Source organism: Synergistaceae bacterium (genome assembly GCA_031267575.1).
Lineage (GTDB): Bacteria > Synergistota > Synergistia > Synergistales > Aminobacteriaceae > JAIRYN01.
This window is the reverse complement of the sequence record JAIRYN010000021.1, coordinates 1-16,743: the sequence shown is the minus strand read 5'-3', so window position 1 is coordinate 16,743 and position 16,743 is coordinate 1. Positions and strand designations below refer to the sequence as shown.

The following is a 16,743-nucleotide window of genomic DNA, read 5'->3' as shown; positions in this document are numbered from 1 at the left end:
CGCGCCTCGAAACGCATGTCGCAAAGCCTTCCCAACTGATAAAATTAGGATAGTTGACGACATCACTGACTTGCTGGAAAACTTATGTAGGGAAAACTTATACTTATATAGGGAAAACTTATATAGAAAACTTATATAGAAAACTTAGTGGAAAACTTAAGGGAAAACCGTATGTTTCGAGGAGGTATGCACATTGAACAAAATAACGAAGGAGAGGGGCTTTCGAGGGATATTGCTGATAGGTTTTTTCACCTCTATCGCGGTCTTCGGTCTAGTGATTCCCGCCCAAGCGGCTCAGGTAGTGAACGACACAGAGCAAAGCACGTCCATGCTGATGATGAAGCGAGTCGAGACTATCGTTTACGGCGAAGCCAACAAAGGAGGACTCATCGAGCGATTGAACACCGTCGAAAAGGAACTGTTCGGCAGGGACCTTCCCGGTAGCATCTCCGAGCGCCACGCCGCTACTTTGAACTTTCTGGAGGTGGGGACGACGGACCAGCCCTCCATGCTCTTCAAGCTCAGCGTGGCTGAGTGGATCGTGGGACAAAACGCGCAAGGATGGAAACCGGCCCTGAAGCGAGTTGAAGATATGGAGGTGGACTTGGACGGGGAAATGCAATACGGCAAGCCTCTGGCAATGCGCGTGGAGCGCATTCTGGCCTCGCTGGTAGCCGACCCCGTGCTCTTTCAGGACGTGATTTTACCGACGAGCACCGTTTTGAAGATAAAATTTCTCGAAGAACTGACCCCCGCCAAAGCCCAAAAAGGGGATTCTGTGGCGCTGGCGCTGGTGGATGACCTTCTGGTGAACAAGGTTTTAGTGGCACCCAAGGGGAGCCCTATATCCGCCAACATCCAAGAAGTGAAAAAACCCCGCCACGGCGGTTTACCCAGTGAGATCCGCATCGATTTTAAGGCATTGGTGCCACTGGGTCCCCAGCGCCCCCCGGTTACCGTCGGCAACGCCTCTCAGAAGGCCACGAAAGACGCGGAAAAGAGCTGGAACAAAGGCGAAGGCGCCATGATTGGGGCTGGAGCCACCAGTATCGTCGGCGCGATCGCCCTAGGACCCTTGGGGTTGCTGGGTGGATTACTCATTCGCGGCGAAGCGCTCACGATAGCGGAGGGAAGCATCACCTTCGTGGAAACCTCTGGGGACGTGCAGGTATCCGGCTATCCGGTTCCGGAAAGCCTTCGTATTGACCCAGGGGCGACGATTCGGGAGAGCATATCCTCTCCTGCTTCGACGGGAACTGTCGCGCCTTCTTCTTCCGGTACCGATACGGAGACGATCGTGCTGCCTGCTGAGCAAAAGATCAACTGACGAGCCGTGAAGTTTCGTCGCTTTTTTCCTGCGCTTTCAGGAGCGCTTGCCTTGTTCGCTTTCTGGCTTGGGAACGCCAGCCGCTGCTACGCCAACTCCTTCGAGGATACGATCCGGATTCTCGAAAACCGGACGTCTTTTCACTGGGGGCAAGATTGTCTTGTCTGGGTCGTGCACTATCCTGAGGAACTGGTGGACCCCTGGGTGGACTCGGAGGCGGTCCGAACGGGAATGACAGAGTCAGAACGGCGCTCCTACAAAGAGGGGTTTATCTCGGGCCTGTCCATCGGAGAGGCGGAACCCTTCCTTTTTACCGTGTACGCTTTTGGACCCCGCCCACTCAATTTTTCCCCTCTTTCCGAGAAAATCGCGCTAGTTACGGCCGAGGGAAAGCGCGTCAAACCCATCCGCTACGACCGGACATTGGACCAACCTCTCAGTGGATTGGTTCAGGGGCTAGTTTTTTTCCCTAAACAGAACGAGGGAGATTTCGCCCTCGCTGTTCAAGGAATGGGCGTGTACGACGAGCGTATTTTCGCTTTTTCGGATAACTCATTGGATAACTCATTGGATAACTCAGAAGTTCTGTTTGCCAATGAGAACAGTGAGAACAGTGGAAATCCTGAGGACTTGCTTGATGTAGTGATCGTGGAGTTGCCACCCGCTTCAGGGCAACGTGCCCCCCAAGAACCGCCTTTCGCGCCAAAACCGGTCTCCACTACGAAACGCGCCTCGAATCGAAACCCCAGACCGGCAACTCCAAAGCAGCCTGAAGCGTCCGTCAGCCTTGTCGAACCCAGCACAGAAATTACCACAGAAACTACCACAGAAACTACCCAGCCCACTAAAAACGTGGCGACGGAACCGGAGATCATTGTGATGGAGCCAGAGGAGTCCCAGAGCATGGAGGATTTCGTGGAAGCTCTACGGTCGAGAGGGAATCAAGAGCCTCTCTCTGAAGAAGCCAAAACTCAGGAAACCGAGGCCGACAAAGCGTACTCTTCCCGAGAAAAAACGGTACGGGCTTTTTTGGAACTTTGGATGAAACACGATCCCGACGCCATGTACTCCATGCTGTCGAAATCCTCGCAAAAACTTTTTTCCAAGGAGACTTTCGAGTCGGAGTTGAGAAAAGCCTCGGATTTCAGAGGAGCCCTGCGAGACGGGTATACGATTGATTGGACGGGCGTCGAGCGGGCTAAGATCGTGGCGGTCAAACGTATCCTTCTGATCCGCACTCTGATCAGCCGCACTTTGGGCGTTGTCCGCGAAGAATCCAACTGGAAGATCGTCTGGTAGTCGCTATGAAAATCAAAAAAATTTTTGTCTTCCTAGCTGTGGCGGTATTTTGCATAGGGCTGATGGTCCGGTACACTCTTAGGGATATTCACCTCGACGTGAATCTTTTAAGGGAAGGGCTCGAAAATATGCCCGGACTGTTGCTGGAAAATTTGGAGTTCGAGCGCGAGATATCGGGAGACCTCTGGCAGGTTCAAATTCCCTGGGCTCGGAGGAGCGAAAACAAGATAGAAGTACGCTCCCTGGACGTGCGCCGCCAGATCGCCGATGGCGGGGAGTGGTACTTACGGAGCAATCAGGGTGTTTACTCGGAAGAAGCCGCTTCGTTGGACATAGGCCCGCTTCTTGGAACTCTGGAAATGGGGCCTCGTGTGCTAAACTTAGAAAGTCCACGACTGTTCTGGTCGAAGGATGAAGATGAGTTTTTATTTCCGAAAGGTTTGACGATTTACGACGCCGAGTTTCTCTTGAAGGCGAACGTGGCGAGTCTTGATGTATCAGGAGTCGTTTTGTTGGATAGAGGAGGCGTTATCCAGTGGACAAGCACAGACTGAAGCATAAAGGTGAAAAAAACAGGGTTTGGAGAGGGAGCGACGGTATCCTCCTGAGGCTTATCATGAGGTTTATCCTGCGGCTTATCCTGCAGCTTGTTCTGTTTTTTGTTCTGTGTTTTGCCGGAACACCCGTTTTTGCCGCTACCTCGCCCGCAAGCGTCATACTGGACGCGGAACGCGTCAGTTATGACGATGCCGCAGGCAGAATCACCGCTCAAGGCAACGCTATCCTGACGTATCAAGACGCCACGGTCCGGGCGGAGCGCATTGATTACGACGCCGTCACGCAAAAGCTGAGGGCCTCGTCCCTACCAGGCAAACCGGTGTCGTTGCGGAACAAAGATGGGAACCTGATGGGCGACGGGCTGGAGTACAACTTAAACACGGGGGAAGGCGTTCTCACCGGCGCTAGGAGTAACGTTCCCGTGGGAGAAGGAACCCTGTACATCTCTGGAGGGGGGATTCAAGTCCTTCCTTACTCCATAGCGGTGGAGCGGGGTCTTATCCATGCCAGACAAGATATGTCTTACATGGCTATCTGGGAAGATGTGTCTGCCACGACTTGTGCCCTGGACCACCCCCACTACCGCATCGAAACGAAGAAAATCACCGTCATGCCTGGACACTACGTAGTGGCGAAAAAGCCGCGTCTTTACCTGGGCAAGACCTTTATTTTCACTTATCCCCTGGATTACATCGTGAACATCGACCGTAAAGCCGCGCAACACTCCATCGCCCCCTACATTCAACACAACGACGATAAGGGAGCGGGCATGGGCCTTAGCGGAGCGCTGGCATGGGAAACGGGTTCCGTCAATTTGGGAGTGGCCTATTGGACGGACGTAAATTTTGAATGGACGGCTAACGTGGTGCAGAGTTTTGGCGGCGGCAACGAATTCTCGATCATGGGCGGCATCGAGTACTCTTGGGACAACGCGTGGAACGAGAAGATCTACCACCCCCGAGTGTCACTGAATTACGAACACCAGGGCTGGCAGGCCGCTCTTCGCTGGTCGAAGGACGAGTACATAGAGGACAGGAAAAGTTCGCTTTATAAGTACAAGGGCCGCTTAGACCGAAAAGCGGAGCTTACTTTCTCGACGCCCTGGTTCGACAACCCGCTTTCGCGGTTTTCCTATTTGCGGTTGGAGACATCCTGGGGTGACTATCAGGACAAAACCCCCACTTTTACGGGCGATGTGATCACGCGCTACGGAGCAAAGCTACACAGCTATTTCGAGATACCCTTGAGCAAATCGGTCCAGTTGTTCTCTAATTCCCGCTACGGAATCTGGTTTTACGAAAAAGATTACCCTAACCAAAAGATGGTGGAAGGGCTGTGGGGGTTACGCTACAACCTGGGCGAGGTGGAGCTGGCCTCCGGCTACGAACGGCGGTACGTTTGGGGAGAGTCTCCTTTGCTTTGGGATGGCTTTCGAAAGACGGAAAGACTGCATCAAAAAATACGTTTTCCTGTGGGGCGAGAATTTTTCGTGTTTGCGCGAGGAAGTTACGATTTGAAGGAGTCTATGGTGGATGAGACCAGCTACGCGCTCCAGTGGGTCAACGACTGTATGAAATGGGAAGTAATCTATCACCACGATTATACTAAAAACGGGGAAAGCCGCCTTAGCCTCAACATATCCATTCTGGCGTTCCCCAACACTCCTGCGTCCTTCGGCGAGTTCAGAGACACTGATCCCTTCGACCGTCCCCAAAACCTTCCGAAGTGAGGATTGCCCTGAACTTGACATACTCCCACGACTAAAGTCATGGAATTCTAATTGATATCCCGCTTGATATCCCGCTCGTGTTCCGCCCCGTATCTCACGTTGATAGGCTATTGTTGATAAGCCATTGTTGATAAGCTATTGTTGATAGGCTATTGTTGATAGGCTATTAAAGAAGTTTAACATGAAAGTAGACATATGACAAGAAACTAAATACAAAACAAACGCCGCCGTCGGCGGCGTTGCGATTCTCATCCAATTTCATCCAATTTTATCCAACGACTCTCATCCAACGACTCTCATCTCTCATCCAACAACTCTCATCCAACGACTGAAGCTGTTGGCTTTCTCATTGCTTTATCGTAAAATCAAGTCGAAAAGGCATAAATGGTCGTAGAACCGGACCCCGTGCGGTTAAGGCTTTATGGTGTAAATGTAGGATTTCTTGCCGTCTTTGATCTCGACGACTCCGGCGTCTTTGCTAGGATCGTGTTTTTCCGCGCTGAAGGAGGTCAGGCCTGTAACGGTCGGCACGTCCGTAAGGCTCTCCAGAGCGTCACGGATGGCCTGCGGGTCCTCTTTTCCTGCTTTCAGAAGTCCCTGATAGAGAAGGACGTAAGCGTCATAGCCCATGGCCGCGTTGGCGTTGGACTCCTTGTCGGGGTGCTCTTTTTTCCACGCCTCCGTGAAGGCCTGGGCTTCCGTGTTCATCTCCGGCATACTGGGATCGTAGGCAAAGGTGGTGTGCAGGAAGCCCTCGACGGCCTCGCCGCCCAGCGTCACAATCTCCGGGTTGTCCATCGCGTCACCGCCCATGAAGCGCGACTTGGAACCTAGTTCACTCGCCTGCTTCAGGACGATTGCGCCCTCAGCGAAGTAAGCGGGGATGAAGACGATTTCGGGTTCCTTGGCGATGATCTCGGTGAGTTGAGCGGTGAAATCCGTGTCGCCAGACTGGTACTTCAGGTCGGAGACGATCTCCCCGCCTAGTTTGGTGAAGTTCGTCTTGAAGAAACTGGCCAAGCCCACGGCGTAGTCGCTGGCGACGTCGGTCAGCACCGCCGCTTTTCTGAAGCTCAGGTTCTTGAAGGCATAGTTCGCGGCGGCCTCACCCTGGAAGGGATCGATGAAGCAGGCCCTGAAAACGTACTTTTTGCCCTCTGTCACCAGAGGGTTGGTTGTGGCTGTGCCCATCATCGGAATGCCGGCGACCTCCGCCACCTCTCCGGCGGCCATGGCGGGCCCGGAACCGTAGGGCCCGATAAGCGCGATGACTTTGTCGTTTTCGATCAAACGGCTGGCCGCTGTAGCCGCTTCCACCTTGTCACTCTTCATGTCCACGATGACGAGTTCGATTTTCTTACCGAACGCTTCAGAATAGAGTTTGTTCGCGAGCTGCATTCCCTCCAGCTCCAACTGGCCACCGAAAGCGTTCTGGCCCGTTACCGTAGCGACGACGCCGATCTTGATCACATTTGCTCCGAACGCTACATTTGCCGTAAGCAGCACGACGCACAACACAAAAAGAAACTTCTTCACTTCACATACCTCCTCAATAGAGTCAACATTACCTACAAATTTCCATTATCCATTATCCATTATCTTTCCAATTTCCATTATCCTTCCAATTTCCATTATTCTTCCGATATCCTTCCGACTATCCTTCTGGCCGCGGTGTTCCTTATTTCTCCTGTCTCCCGTGTCCACCTCCTTTCCTTTGAGCAACTGTCCCTTTGAGCAATTGTCCCATATTTTAAATTTTAATTGTCCCATATTTTAAGTTTTAGCGGAATAAGGATTAAGCACGTCCAATCATACGTTTTGCTTTCATTCAATTGGTCATCCGCTGGTCATCCGCCAAGGTAGGCTTCCCGTACCTGAGGGTTGTGGAGCAGTTCTTTCCCCGTCCCCTGCAGGGCAATCGACCCGACCTCCAGGACGTAGGCTTTGTGAGCGATCGAGAGCGCCGCGAAGGCGTTTTGTTCCACGAGCAGAATCGTTTTCCCCTGACGGTTGATTTCCCGTATGACGTCGAAAACCTCTCCAACCAGCATGGGAGCTAGTCCCAGCGAGGGTTCATCCAACATCAAGAGGTCGGGGCGACTCATCAGGGCGCGCCCCACCGCGAGCATTTGCTGTTCCCCCCCCGACAGCGTCCCGCCCTTCTGCGAGCGACGTTCTTTCAAGCGCGGGAACAGGTCGTAGACGTAGTTCATATCGTGGGCAATCTCTACTTTGTCGTTGCGGGTGTAGGCTCCCAACCGCAAATTCTCTTCCACAGTGAGTTGAGGCAGGATTCGGCGGCCTTCCGGGCTCAGTGCGATGCCCATCCGAACCATCTCCTCCGGCTGACGCCCGTTTAGGCGAATGGGCTGAGTCTCCGAATGAGGAGTATAGCCGATAAATCCCTTGAATCCCCGCACAAGTCCGGCTATCGCGCGGATCGTGCTGCTTTTGCCCGCGCCGTTAGCGCCGATCAATGTGACGATCTCCCCCCGCTGGATGGAGACGTCGATGCCCTTCACCGCGTGAATACCCCCGTACCAGATGTTCAGGTTCTGGATGTCCAGCATGTTCCGGCTTCCTCCCTCAAACACTCGGGGCGTCTTTGCCCAGATAAGCCTCGATGACCTGAGGATTTGATCGGATATCGCCAGGTGAGCCTTCGGCGATCAGCATTCCACGGTCTAATACCCAGATGTGCTCACAAACCCCCATGACGACCTTCATGTCGTGCTCAATCAGCAGGATGGTCAGGTCGAAGTCGTCTCTCAGCCCGCGGATGAAGTTCAGAAGCTCCGCCGACTCCTGCGGATTCATCCCGGCCGCGGGCTCGTCTAGCAGGAGGAACTTCGGCCGCGTGGCGAGAGCGCGCGCTATTTCAAGGCGCCTCTGAGCACCATAGGGCAGGGACGATGAAACCGTGTCGGCCTGCGCAGCCAGTCCGAGACGCGAAAGAAGCTTCATCGACGACGTGCGGAGCTCTCTTTCCTCCCGTTCAGCGTTCGGGAAGACGAAGGGAACCAGGGTCTGCCACCATTTCCCTTTTTGGCGCACGTGAGCACCGACCATAACGTTTTCCAACACCGTCTCGTTGTGGAACAGACGAATGTTCTGAAACGTGCGCGCTACTCCAGCTTCACAGACTTTGTGCGGTGGCAGGCCGGTCAAGGGGCGTCCCATGAAAGCAACACTTCCTTCCGTAGGCCTGTAAAAGCCGGTGATGACGTTGAATACCGTCGTTTTGCCCGCTCCATTGGGCCCGATGAGGCCCGTGATGACGCCTTCTGGGATTTTCATCGACAGGCCACTGACCGCGACGAGCCCGCCAAAGCGGATCGTAACGTTCTCTATTTCGAGGATGGTGTTTTTGACGTACTGCTCAGAAGTCATCGGCCCCGCCTCCTCTCCTCCAATATGTCATCTATGTCATCGGGCGTCTTGCCCTCAGGTTGCTTAAGCGGCGGAAAAAACCAGTTCCACGAGAACTCCCGCGTTCCCATGATCCCCTCACGACGGAAGATGATAACCGCGATTAGCAGCACAGAAAAAATGACCATTCTCATGCCCGGAATACCAGGAATACGAAGAGAACCGAGCGTGATGGGGTTCTCGACGAACCGGAGCCACTCCAGCATCGTCGTGACTAGGATCGAACCAATGACGCTGCCCGTGATGGAACCTAACCCCCCGACAACCACGATCATCAGGAGATTGTAGGTTTGGGTGATCATGAACATTTTGGGGTCGATGGTCGTGATGAGGTTCCCCATCAGTGCCCCGCCCAGCCCGCCGCCGAAGCAGCCGAGGGTGAAGGCCAGAGTGCGGACCCGGAAGGTGTCGACTCCCATCGTCCGGGCCGCAACCTCATCGTCGCGAACCGCCCGGAGAACATTGCCGAAGTTGCTGTTCATCAGGCGCGTCACGAAGACGAGAATCACGAGGAAACAACCGTAGCTCATCCATAAATCGGTGTGAGCGGGAATCCCCTTTAAGCCCAGAGATCCGTTAGTGATGGGCGTCAGGTTGACGATCAAAATGCGGATGATTTCCGCGAACCCCAGCGTCGCGATACCCAAGTAGTCGCCGCCCAAGCGCAGCACTGGTAGGGCGATGAGCCATCCCACAAAAGCCGCCGCCAACCCGGCCAGAATCAGGGAGATGATGAACGGGACTTGAAAGTTCAAAAGCCATGGCGCGATGGGTTCCAGGATCCACTGGGTCACTTTTTGCGCGGGGGTTAGGATCAGGAGCGCGGAGACGTAGGCACCTATCGCCATGAATCCCGCGTGCCCCAGGGAGAACATGCCGGCTATGCCATAGATCAAGTTGAGCGAAAGCCCCAAAATGCCGTTGATGGCAATGAGGTTGATGACGCGTAGCTTATAGCCGTCGAGGTTTGTCGGCGCCCACCAGAGAAAGTAAAGGAGCGCCGCCAACGACAACAGGTTCAACAGTCCGTTGCGAGTACGCGTTGTTGATGCTCCTGTCGTTCGCGCGCTGCTCATATTTTTTCCTCCATTTTCTCGCCCATCAGCCCCGTGGGCTTGATAAGCAAGATAACGATCAGAAGCACAAAGGCGAAGGCGTCCTTATAGCCCGATAGGTGCGGAAAGAAGGCAATAGACATGATTTCGACGAAACCTAGAGCCAGCCCTCCAACCATCGCGCCGGGAATGGAGCCGATTCCGCCGAAAACCGCCGCGATAAAGGCTTTGAAGCCAGGAAAGATTCCCATGAAGGGCTCGACTCGGGGGTAGCGTAACGCCCACATGATGCCGGCCAAGGCGGCTAACCCAGACCCCAGCGCGAAGGTGAGGGCGATGATTCGGTCCACGGAGACACCCATCAGACGAGTGGTCTCGATGTCATAAGAGATGGAGCGCATCGCCAGCCCCGGCTTAGTTCGATAGACGACCCACAGAAGCCCACCCACAAGGACAAAGGAAATGCTCGGAACCATGAGCCCTAGAGGAATAAATCGCACACCGCCCACGAGGATGGGTTTCATCAACCAGGGCGGCTGAACCACGGCGCGGGGCATTCCGGTGAAAACCACGACGGCCAGGTTTTCGAGGAAAAACGACACTCCGATGGCGCTGATCAAGGCCGAGATACGGGGGGCGTTCCTGAGCGGACGATAGGCGACGCGGTCGACCAAGAGCCCACACAGCGTGGCCCCTACGATAGCGATGATCACGCCGAGTTCCCAGGGAAGTTTGTACTGGATCGTCGCGAAGAACACGAAATACGCGCCCAACATGAAAATATCGCCGTGCGCAAAGTTGATCAAGCGCAAAATCCCATATACCATGGTGTACCCGATGGCGATCAAGCCATAAAGGGAGCCCAGCCCCAGAGCGTTGATGAAGTGTTGGACAAACATGTTTAGGTTCAATATCTTTTCCCCCCTTCAAATTTCATTTTTCGCTCATTTTTTGCTCATTTTTTTGCCCAATCGAATCAAAATGACTGAATCAAAATGACTTAAATTTTTTCTTTATAGTAGGATTCGATAAAAAAATTAATTTACGCATTATAAGCACATCTTTGACATATTGCAAGTTTAGTATATAACAGTTGTGGGTATCGATGCTAGAATAATATCAACCTTCAAAATAATATCTATATAATATCTATATATCGAGAGAAGAATAAAAAGAAAGCAAGAGAAAGCAAAAGAGAGAAAGAGAGAAAGAAAATCAGAAAGAAAATCAGAAAGGAGGTGGACAAGAAGGTGGACAAGAAGGCTCCGAGCAACCCGACAGAGGAGCCGATATTGAGGAAGAAGCGGAAATTTCACGGATTTCCACAAAGCGATTTCCACAAAGCAAGGCGCACTTCTCGATAGTTCTTGATAATTCTTGATAGTTCTTGATAGTTCTTGGGATTTATGACGATGACATGATTTTGTTTCGTATCCTGAGGTTCATGATGAACATTAAGGAGGGTTACTGATGAGTGGTTTTCGTACATTCGTAAGAGCGGAGAACGTAGAAACGCAGGTTTTTGATTGGGGCAAACTACAGTGGCTTTCTGAACCCAATGTGACCGGGGCGAAGGAAATGGTTACGGGAATTGTGACCCTTGAACCAGGCAAGGGACACGCGAAGCACAATCATCCGGGTTGCTCGGAGGTGCTTTACGTCACGCAAGGACAGGGTGAGCAGGTGGTCTTTAGTGATTCTAGCGAGGAGAAAAAAACCGTGACCGTGGGGGATCTGATCTACCTTGAGCCCGGTCAATTCCATTCCACTTTGAATACAGGCAAAGAAAATATGGTTCTGATGGCGGTCTACCAATTCTCAGGCCCCGAGATCGCCATGCGGGCTGATCCAGGTTGTACCGTGCTGCCGCCCCAGTCGGCGGAGTGAAAACGCGACGGGGGAAATAAAAGATGAAAAAAGCCTACATTATTGGAACATGCGACACCAAGTATACGGAGCTGTCCTACGCCAAAGAGCTTCTGGAGCGCGCGGGCGTCGAATGCGTGCTGATCGACGTAGGCATTTTCGAGCATAAAAACTGTGTCGACGTCTCCAATGCCGATGTTGCTAGGCATCACCCTAAGATCCCTAATTTTCTCAGCGCGGGGCTCGATCGGGGCAGCGCGGTGACGGCCATGAGCGAGGCTTTGGAGGCATTTCTGCTGGGACGTGACGACATCGGCGGCGTGCTGGGAATGGGTGGTTCGGGAAACACGGCACTGGTCACCCGCGGTATGAGAAGTCTGCCGGTGGGTACACCCAAGCTAATGGTCTCGACTGTCGCCTCCGGAGACACTACTCCCTATGTGGGAGCCACCGACATCTGTATGATGGCCTCCGTGGCGGATGTGGCGGGGTTGAATCCCGTTTCCCGGGCGGTGTTGGGTAACGCGGCTCACGCCATGGCCGGCATGGTAAAAAACGCCATTCCCGATATCGCGGACACGAAGCCGCTGTTGGGCATGACGATGTTCGGCGTCACGACGCCTTGTGTGACAAATTTGCGGAACATTTTCGAGAACGAATACGAGCCGTTGATTTTCCACGCTACGGGAATCGGTGGCCAGTGTTTCGAGAAGCTCATCGACTCCGGGATGTTAAAGCGCGTCATCGACGTCACTTTGACCGAAATCTGCGACTTGCACATGGGTGGGGTGATGAGCGCTGGCCCTGATCGTCTGGGGGCCGTCATCCGCACAAAACTTCCCTATGTGGGTAGCGTCGGGGCGTTGGATATGGTCAACTTTGGAGCTATGAACACCGTACCAGAAAAATATAAAGGACGCAACCTCTACGCGCACAATGCCAATGTGACGCTCATGCGCACGACGAAGGAAGAAAACGCCGCTATGGCGCGCTGGATCGGCGAAAAACTCAATCAGTGCGAGGGTGAGGTCCGTTTTCTTCTTCCCGAAGGCGGGGTTTCCGCTATCGACGCTCCGGGGCAGCCCTTCTACGACCTGGAGGCGGATGAAGCTCTTTTTGAGGCTATCGAGGCGACGGTCAAGCTGACTGATCGGAGGAAGGTCATCCGCGTGCCACACCACATCAACGACGACGCCTTTGCCGAGGCCCTCGCCGAACAGTTCAGGAAAATTGAAAAATTACAGGAAAATTGAAAAATTATAGGAAAATTGAAAAATTATAGGAGGACACTATGACAACACCGACACGTGAGAGCATTCTGAGCAATCTACACGCGAAGATAGCGGCGAAAAAACCCATCGTCGGGGGCGGCGCGGGGACGGGCATCTCGGCCAAATGGGAAGAGGTGGGCGGCATCGATCTGATCGTCATCTACAACTCGGGGCGGTACCGCATGGCCGGCCGCGGTTCGCTGGCGGGCCTGATGGCATACGGCAACGCCAACGATATCGTGCTGGAATTGGCACGAGAGGTTATCCCGGTGGTGAAAAAGGTTCCGGTTCTAGCGGGAATCAACGGCACAGATCCTTTCGTGAACTGGGAATCCTTCCTACGGCGTCTTATAGAGGAGGGTTTTGCGGGGGTGCAAAACTTCCCCACAGTAGGACTGATCGACGGGGTTTTCAGGGCCAACCTGGAAGAAACCGGCATGGGATACGGGCTGGAAGTCGAGGCTATTGAACGTGCCAGCAAGATGAACCTCCTGACCACCCCCTACGTGTTCAACGCTGAGGACGCCAAGGCTATGACAAAAGCCGGCGCGGATATCTTGGTGGCTCACATGGGTTTGACTACCTCCGGCAGCATCGGCGCTCAGACTGCCAAGAGCCTGGATAATTGCGTGAAGCTGATCGATGAGATCACCGACGCGGCGCATAGCGTGAGGCAGGACGTCATCCTTCTCTGTCACGGAGGCCCCATTGCCACGCCAAAAGACGCTCAGTACATCTTGAAGAAATGCAAAAACATCAATGGATTCTATGGCGCCAGCAGCATGGAACGTCTTCCTACCGAGGTGGCCATTAAAGCGCAGGTCGAGAAATTTGGCAAACTGACGTTTTAAAGAACGTCCTGATCGCGCATCTTATTCCGGCATGAATAACCGGCATGAATAACCGGCATGATTTTTATTTTGCGGAATGTCGCGTGCGAACGCGGACTAATAGCGGACAGAGCGCAATATATAAGAGACGGTTGTCCTGAAATAAATATTTCTAAAATGACTTAGGAGAAATCTTCACGACTGACAGAAATAACGAAGAAACATAAACATTTGAGCTCAGGAGAACAGAAGACAGGAGACAGGAGACAGAAGGCAGGAGACAGGTACGGACCCCGCCTTCTGGGCTTTTTTAGTAGATGATGGTCCCATTTGTCAATAAGTCTACGAATTGCTATTCCCAAAAAGCATCAGATATAAGGCTTGGTCTATACTTTCTTTAGTCAATTGGTCTATACTTTCTTTAGTCAAGCAGATAGCAAGTTTCTCCATTTCTTCAAATCTAATTCTTCAAATCTAAGCGTAAAACGGTTTTAATTGTTCTACATAGTTATCCAATACATCTAAGGGTTGAGAGCAATCGTCGGGTGCGACACAATTTTTGCAACCCTCCAAAGTATATCTTTCACCGCAAAGTAGTCTGTAGCGGAAATTGCGGAGGGTTTCTCCGTCCCACATCTCACGCATAGTTAGTTGACTGATATTTCCTAATGCGCACGGTTTGTAAGGAGCATCACATAGGTCATAATCACCATTCGGCCATACATTGAGCGTAAAAAACGCGAGAGGACAGACAACTCTGGCAGTATGCGCGTTCCCGTATCGGTCATACTTGCGTTGTACGTCTGAATTCGACTGATCACTCGATAGTTCAACCGTATGATAGACAGGCTGAACATATTCTATATACATTCTATCGGAAATCCCATCGAACATCTCATAAAAACGCTGTTTATCACCATCAGACAGCGACACATCCATAATCTTCACGAATAAACCCATTTCCGGTCGTTTGTTTTTATGGAAATACTCGAGCTGCGCAAGAAACTTATCAAAATCAACATCAACGCCGCTTGTTTTCTTGTATGATTCGGCGTTAAGTCCCTGCAAGGACACGCGTAAATTGGTCAGTCCCGATTCAATCAGTCTGTCGGCGTACTCGCGCTTGAGTAAGCTCGCGTTGGAGATAATCTCAATTCTCCGGGCAATATTGGCTTTGTTGGCAAGTGCAATCATATCCGGCAAATCGCGGTTGAGTAAAGGTTCACCGTGACCATTAAACGACAGCAGCTTATACGGCTCAAAAACTTTGCTTTGTTCCACGATTTTCCGCATTGTGTCCATACTCATAAAACTTTTGTCAAGTCCATGTTCTTTGAGTATCGTTGCGTCATCCAAACTGTGCGCACAATACACACACTTGAAGTTGCAAGCGTTTGTCGGAAACACGTTCAATGTAAACGGCGATTTCAGCGGTAATACTTCCGCTAGTTCCACTCGGTCGTCAACACCTGAAATTTGTTTGATGTGAGCCATTAGTTTCTACCTTTCATATAGCAGTTTAAGTTAAGAATTAGTAAACATAAAATTCTAACTTTAGGCCTTTTACTTTAATTCACTTAAAAACTAGTTTTTAGCTATTTTAACTTTAGGCCTTTTACTATATTAATCATAAACAATTCCCGCAAACGGTCCCGGTCATCGTCTAAATAGTCGCCGACTTGCATTCCGTAATCCGGCACGCTACACTTTTTGCAGACGGCGTTTAGGTTTCTGCTTTGCAGCTGTTCAACTAAAAACGCTTGACGTTTATCTCCACGCCATATTTCCAAGAGGCTGTTTTTCATTACATTTCCGAATATCGTCGGCGGTTGAATAGAGCAACACCCGGTTACATCTCCGTTCGGCAGCAACACAAGCATATAAAACGGCATAGCACAAATGTCAACTCTACGGACAACTCCATCGCCGTGTTTAGTTTGCGTCAAATCTCCGCCTAATGCGCTATGGTCGATTTTCTCAATGAACGGAATAAGATGTTCTATCGCGGACGTATCGCAAATTGAGTCAAACAGGGCGTGAAATACCGTTTCTTTTATTGGACTTTCTTCTATTGGACTGCTCAGAGCAATGTCAATAATCTTGATAAACACATTTGTATTTTTCTTGTTGTGATGAAAATACGACAAATTCTCCACAAATCGCTCGAAATCAATCCGAACTCCGCAGATTCGTTCGTAATCATCAGCATTTACACCCTGCAACGATACTCGAAGCCTATCTAAACCCGCGTTTATCAGAGCGTCCGACAAAGTCTGATTCAATAGCGTTCCATTCGTCACAATTTCAATGCGTTCCGCGGGGCTATTCCGCTTTGCATAAGCTACCATTTTTGCATAAGCTACCATTTCGGCAATGGCACTATGCGTAAGAGGTTCTCCATGTCCAGCGAATATCATCGCTTTCAGCGGAGTTGCAAACTCACGTAAATCGTCAACTGTTTTTTTGAATACCTCAAGAGGCATCGTTTGTTTTCTGAACTGCATGTCGTTTAGCTCCGCCGAGCTTAAACTATGTACGCAATATGCACATTTGAAATTACAATGATACGATGGAAACACGTGCAACGAAAACGGCACAGAAAGCGGTAATCGTTCCGCCAAAGATACGCGCTGAGGAATTGCCATAGCTATATTTAGCGCTTCCATAGCTATATTGATCGGCTCCTCTCTGTAGCGTACAACACGGTTTCCAATGTACAGGAACTGTGCGAACGCAGGTAGAATTCGTAATTTGGATTCAACTCATGAAGCATTACCGGTATCTCCCAGTAATCGCTTATCTTATGGTATACACAGATTGCGAGGTCAGGGTGGTGAGCGCGAATCAGTTCGCTCGCACCGTGTATCGTGTCAATTTCCGCGCCCTCTATGTCCATCTTGAGCATAGTCGGAGCAAACGCCGCAAGCGCGTCATCCAATCTTACAACTTGTATAGATTGTCCTCCGGTCTCGGACAGAGCAAACATTCCGACTGTACCGCTTATTGTCAATGACTCATTCACTCTGCCTACAGCACACGGATAGAGGAACGCTTGTCCTAATTTTTGCCGCAAGCCCGAAGCGGTTTTTGCGAGTTTTGAAAAAGTATCTCTGTCAGGCTCAAAACCTATATATGTGTCAACCAAACCCACGTTGTTCACCAGTTCCGTCAGCGTATCTCCAGTATATGCGCCGCAATCGACAAAACGGCTATTCCCTTTTGCAAACGGAATATTATTAGGAAAATATTGTTTGCAATTGCGGCTTTCAGCAAAGTTCTCATAGTTGCGTAAAATATGACAGTTCACGTTACAAGCATATATCTCGATACTTTGCGAATCCGCAAACAAACTGACCGTAGATGTTATCCGTTCCGCCAA

General features: G+C 51.4%; 16 protein-coding genes. 7 read left to right on the top strand and 9 right to left on the bottom strand.

Features of this window, described 5'->3' with window-relative positions; all coding sequences use genetic code 11:
• Positions 1-193 precede the first annotated feature (193 nt).
• From LBJ36_02855 to LBJ36_02840, 4 genes are read left to right on the top strand one after another with little or no spacing between them, the layout of a single operon-like run.
• Positions 194-1,327 carry a hypothetical protein gene (locus LBJ36_02855; GenBank protein MDR1377975.1) on the top strand — a complete coding sequence of 378 codons (1,134 nt, stop codon included), beginning with the start codon at positions 194-196 and terminating at the stop codon, positions 1,325-1,327.
• A gap of 51 nt (positions 1,328-1,378) precedes the next feature.
• Positions 1,379-2,626: a hypothetical protein gene (locus tag LBJ36_02850; GenBank protein ID MDR1377974.1), complete on the top strand. Its 1,248-nt coding sequence runs from the start codon at positions 1,379-1,381 to the stop codon at positions 2,624-2,626.
• Positions 2,627-2,631: 5 nt separating this feature from the next.
• Positions 2,632-3,180, top strand: coding sequence for a hypothetical protein (locus tag LBJ36_02845; protein ID MDR1377973.1), 549 nt, complete (start codon positions 2,632-2,634; stop codon positions 3,178-3,180).
• Entirely contained in the window at positions 3,162-4,913 is a 1,752-nt protein-coding gene (locus LBJ36_02840) for a hypothetical protein (GenBank protein MDR1377972.1), read from the top strand. The genes LBJ36_02845 and LBJ36_02840 overlap by 19 nt, the downstream gene beginning before the upstream one ends.
• Before the next feature lie 411 nt (positions 4,914-5,324).
• On the opposite strand, the gene LBJ36_02835 is transcribed toward LBJ36_02840, so the two are convergent.
• The 6 genes from LBJ36_02835 to LBJ36_02810 form a co-directional block, all read right to left on the bottom strand.
• On the bottom strand, positions 5,325-6,449 hold the full coding sequence (locus LBJ36_02835) for an ABC transporter substrate-binding protein (GenBank protein MDR1377971.1): 1,125 nt from the start codon (positions 6,447-6,449) through the stop codon (positions 5,325-5,327).
• A 45-nt stretch (positions 6,450-6,494) separates the two neighbouring features.
• Positions 6,495-6,683 (bottom strand): hypothetical protein, encoded by a 189-nt coding sequence (locus LBJ36_02830; GenBank protein MDR1377970.1) that lies wholly within the window; start codon positions 6,681-6,683, stop codon positions 6,495-6,497.
• Positions 6,684-6,760: 77 nt separating this feature from the next.
• Positions 6,761-7,483 (bottom strand): ABC transporter ATP-binding protein, encoded by a 723-nt coding sequence (locus LBJ36_02825; protein ID MDR1377969.1) that lies wholly within the window; start codon positions 7,481-7,483, stop codon positions 6,761-6,763.
• Between the two features lie 16 nt (positions 7,484-7,499).
• Entirely contained in the window at positions 7,500-8,303 is an 804-nt protein-coding gene (locus tag LBJ36_02820; GenBank protein ID MDR1377968.1) for an ABC transporter ATP-binding protein, read from the bottom strand.
• A complete protein-coding gene (locus LBJ36_02815; protein MDR1377967.1) occupies positions 8,300-9,418 on the bottom strand; it encodes a branched-chain amino acid ABC transporter permease in 1,119 nt (372 codons plus the stop codon). The genes LBJ36_02820 and LBJ36_02815 overlap by 4 nt, the downstream gene beginning before the upstream one ends.
• Positions 9,415-10,308 carry a branched-chain amino acid ABC transporter permease gene (locus LBJ36_02810; GenBank protein MDR1377966.1) on the bottom strand — a complete coding sequence of 298 codons (894 nt, stop codon included), beginning with the start codon at positions 10,306-10,308 and terminating at the stop codon, positions 9,415-9,417. The genes LBJ36_02815 and LBJ36_02810 overlap by 4 nt, the downstream gene beginning before the upstream one ends.
• 559 nt (positions 10,309-10,867) lie before the next feature.
• Here LBJ36_02810 and LBJ36_02805 point away from each other — a divergent pair.
• From LBJ36_02805 to LBJ36_02795, 3 genes are read left to right on the top strand one after another with little or no spacing between them, the layout of a single operon-like run.
• Complete coding sequence (locus LBJ36_02805) at positions 10,868-11,284, top strand: cupin domain-containing protein (GenBank protein ID MDR1377965.1); 417 nt, start codon at positions 10,868-10,870, stop codon at positions 11,282-11,284.
• Between the two features lie 23 nt (positions 11,285-11,307).
• Complete coding sequence (locus LBJ36_02800; GenBank protein MDR1377964.1) at positions 11,308-12,516, top strand: Tm-1-like ATP-binding domain-containing protein; 1,209 nt, start codon at positions 11,308-11,310, stop codon at positions 12,514-12,516.
• 38 nt (positions 12,517-12,554) lie between these two features.
• Positions 12,555-13,385 carry a phosphoenolpyruvate hydrolase family protein gene (locus LBJ36_02795; GenBank protein ID MDR1377963.1) on the top strand — a complete coding sequence of 277 codons (831 nt, stop codon included), beginning with the start codon at positions 12,555-12,557 and terminating at the stop codon, positions 13,383-13,385.
• Between the two features lie 453 nt (positions 13,386-13,838).
• On the opposite strand, the gene LBJ36_02790 is transcribed toward LBJ36_02795, so the two are convergent.
• The 3 genes from LBJ36_02790 to LBJ36_02780 form a co-directional block, all read right to left on the bottom strand.
• Positions 13,839-14,858 carry a radical SAM protein gene (locus LBJ36_02790; protein ID MDR1377962.1) on the bottom strand — a complete coding sequence of 340 codons (1,020 nt, stop codon included), beginning with the start codon at positions 14,856-14,858 and terminating at the stop codon, positions 13,839-13,841.
• A 101-nt stretch (positions 14,859-14,959) separates the two neighbouring features.
• Positions 14,960-16,009 carry a radical SAM protein gene (locus LBJ36_02785; protein ID MDR1377961.1) on the bottom strand — a complete coding sequence of 350 codons (1,050 nt, stop codon included), beginning with the start codon at positions 16,007-16,009 and terminating at the stop codon, positions 14,960-14,962.
• 23 nt (positions 16,010-16,032) lie between these two features.
• Positions 16,033-16,743, bottom strand: a 711-nt coding sequence (locus LBJ36_02780) for an FkbM family methyltransferase (protein ID MDR1377960.1), incomplete at its 5' end; no start/stop codon positions are given.

Bases quoted from the DNA above. Each gene is read 5' to 3' on its own strand.
- LBJ36_02795 (MDR1377963.1), top strand. From the start codon at position 12,555: ATGACAACACCGACACGTGAGAGCATTCTGAGCAATCTACACGCGAAG.
- LBJ36_02845 (MDR1377973.1), top strand. From the start codon at position 2,632: ATGAAAATCAAAAAAATTTTTGTCTTCCTAGCTGTGGCGGTATTTTGC.
- LBJ36_02790 (MDR1377962.1), bottom strand. From the start codon at position 14,858: ATGGCTCACATCAAACAAATTTCAGGTGTTGACGACCGAGTGGAACTA.
- LBJ36_02815 (MDR1377967.1), bottom strand. From the start codon at position 9,418: ATGAGCAGCGCGCGAACGACAGGAGCATCAACAACGCGTACTCGCAAC.
- LBJ36_02785 (MDR1377961.1), bottom strand. From the start codon at position 16,009: ATGGCAATTCCTCAGCGCGTATCTTTGGCGGAACGATTACCGCTTTCT.
- LBJ36_02820 (MDR1377968.1), bottom strand. From the start codon at position 8,303: ATGACTTCTGAGCAGTACGTCAAAAACACCATCCTCGAAATAGAGAAC.
- LBJ36_02805 (MDR1377965.1), top strand. From the start codon at position 10,868: ATGAGTGGTTTTCGTACATTCGTAAGAGCGGAGAACGTAGAAACGCAG.
- LBJ36_02825 (MDR1377969.1), bottom strand. From the start codon at position 7,483: ATGCTGGACATCCAGAACCTGAACATCTGGTACGGGGGTATTCACGCG.
- LBJ36_02800 (MDR1377964.1), top strand. From the start codon at position 11,308: ATGAAAAAAGCCTACATTATTGGAACATGCGACACCAAGTATACGGAG.
- LBJ36_02830 (MDR1377970.1), bottom strand. From the start codon at position 6,683: ATGGGACAATTAAAATTTAAAATATGGGACAATTGCTCAAAGGGACAG.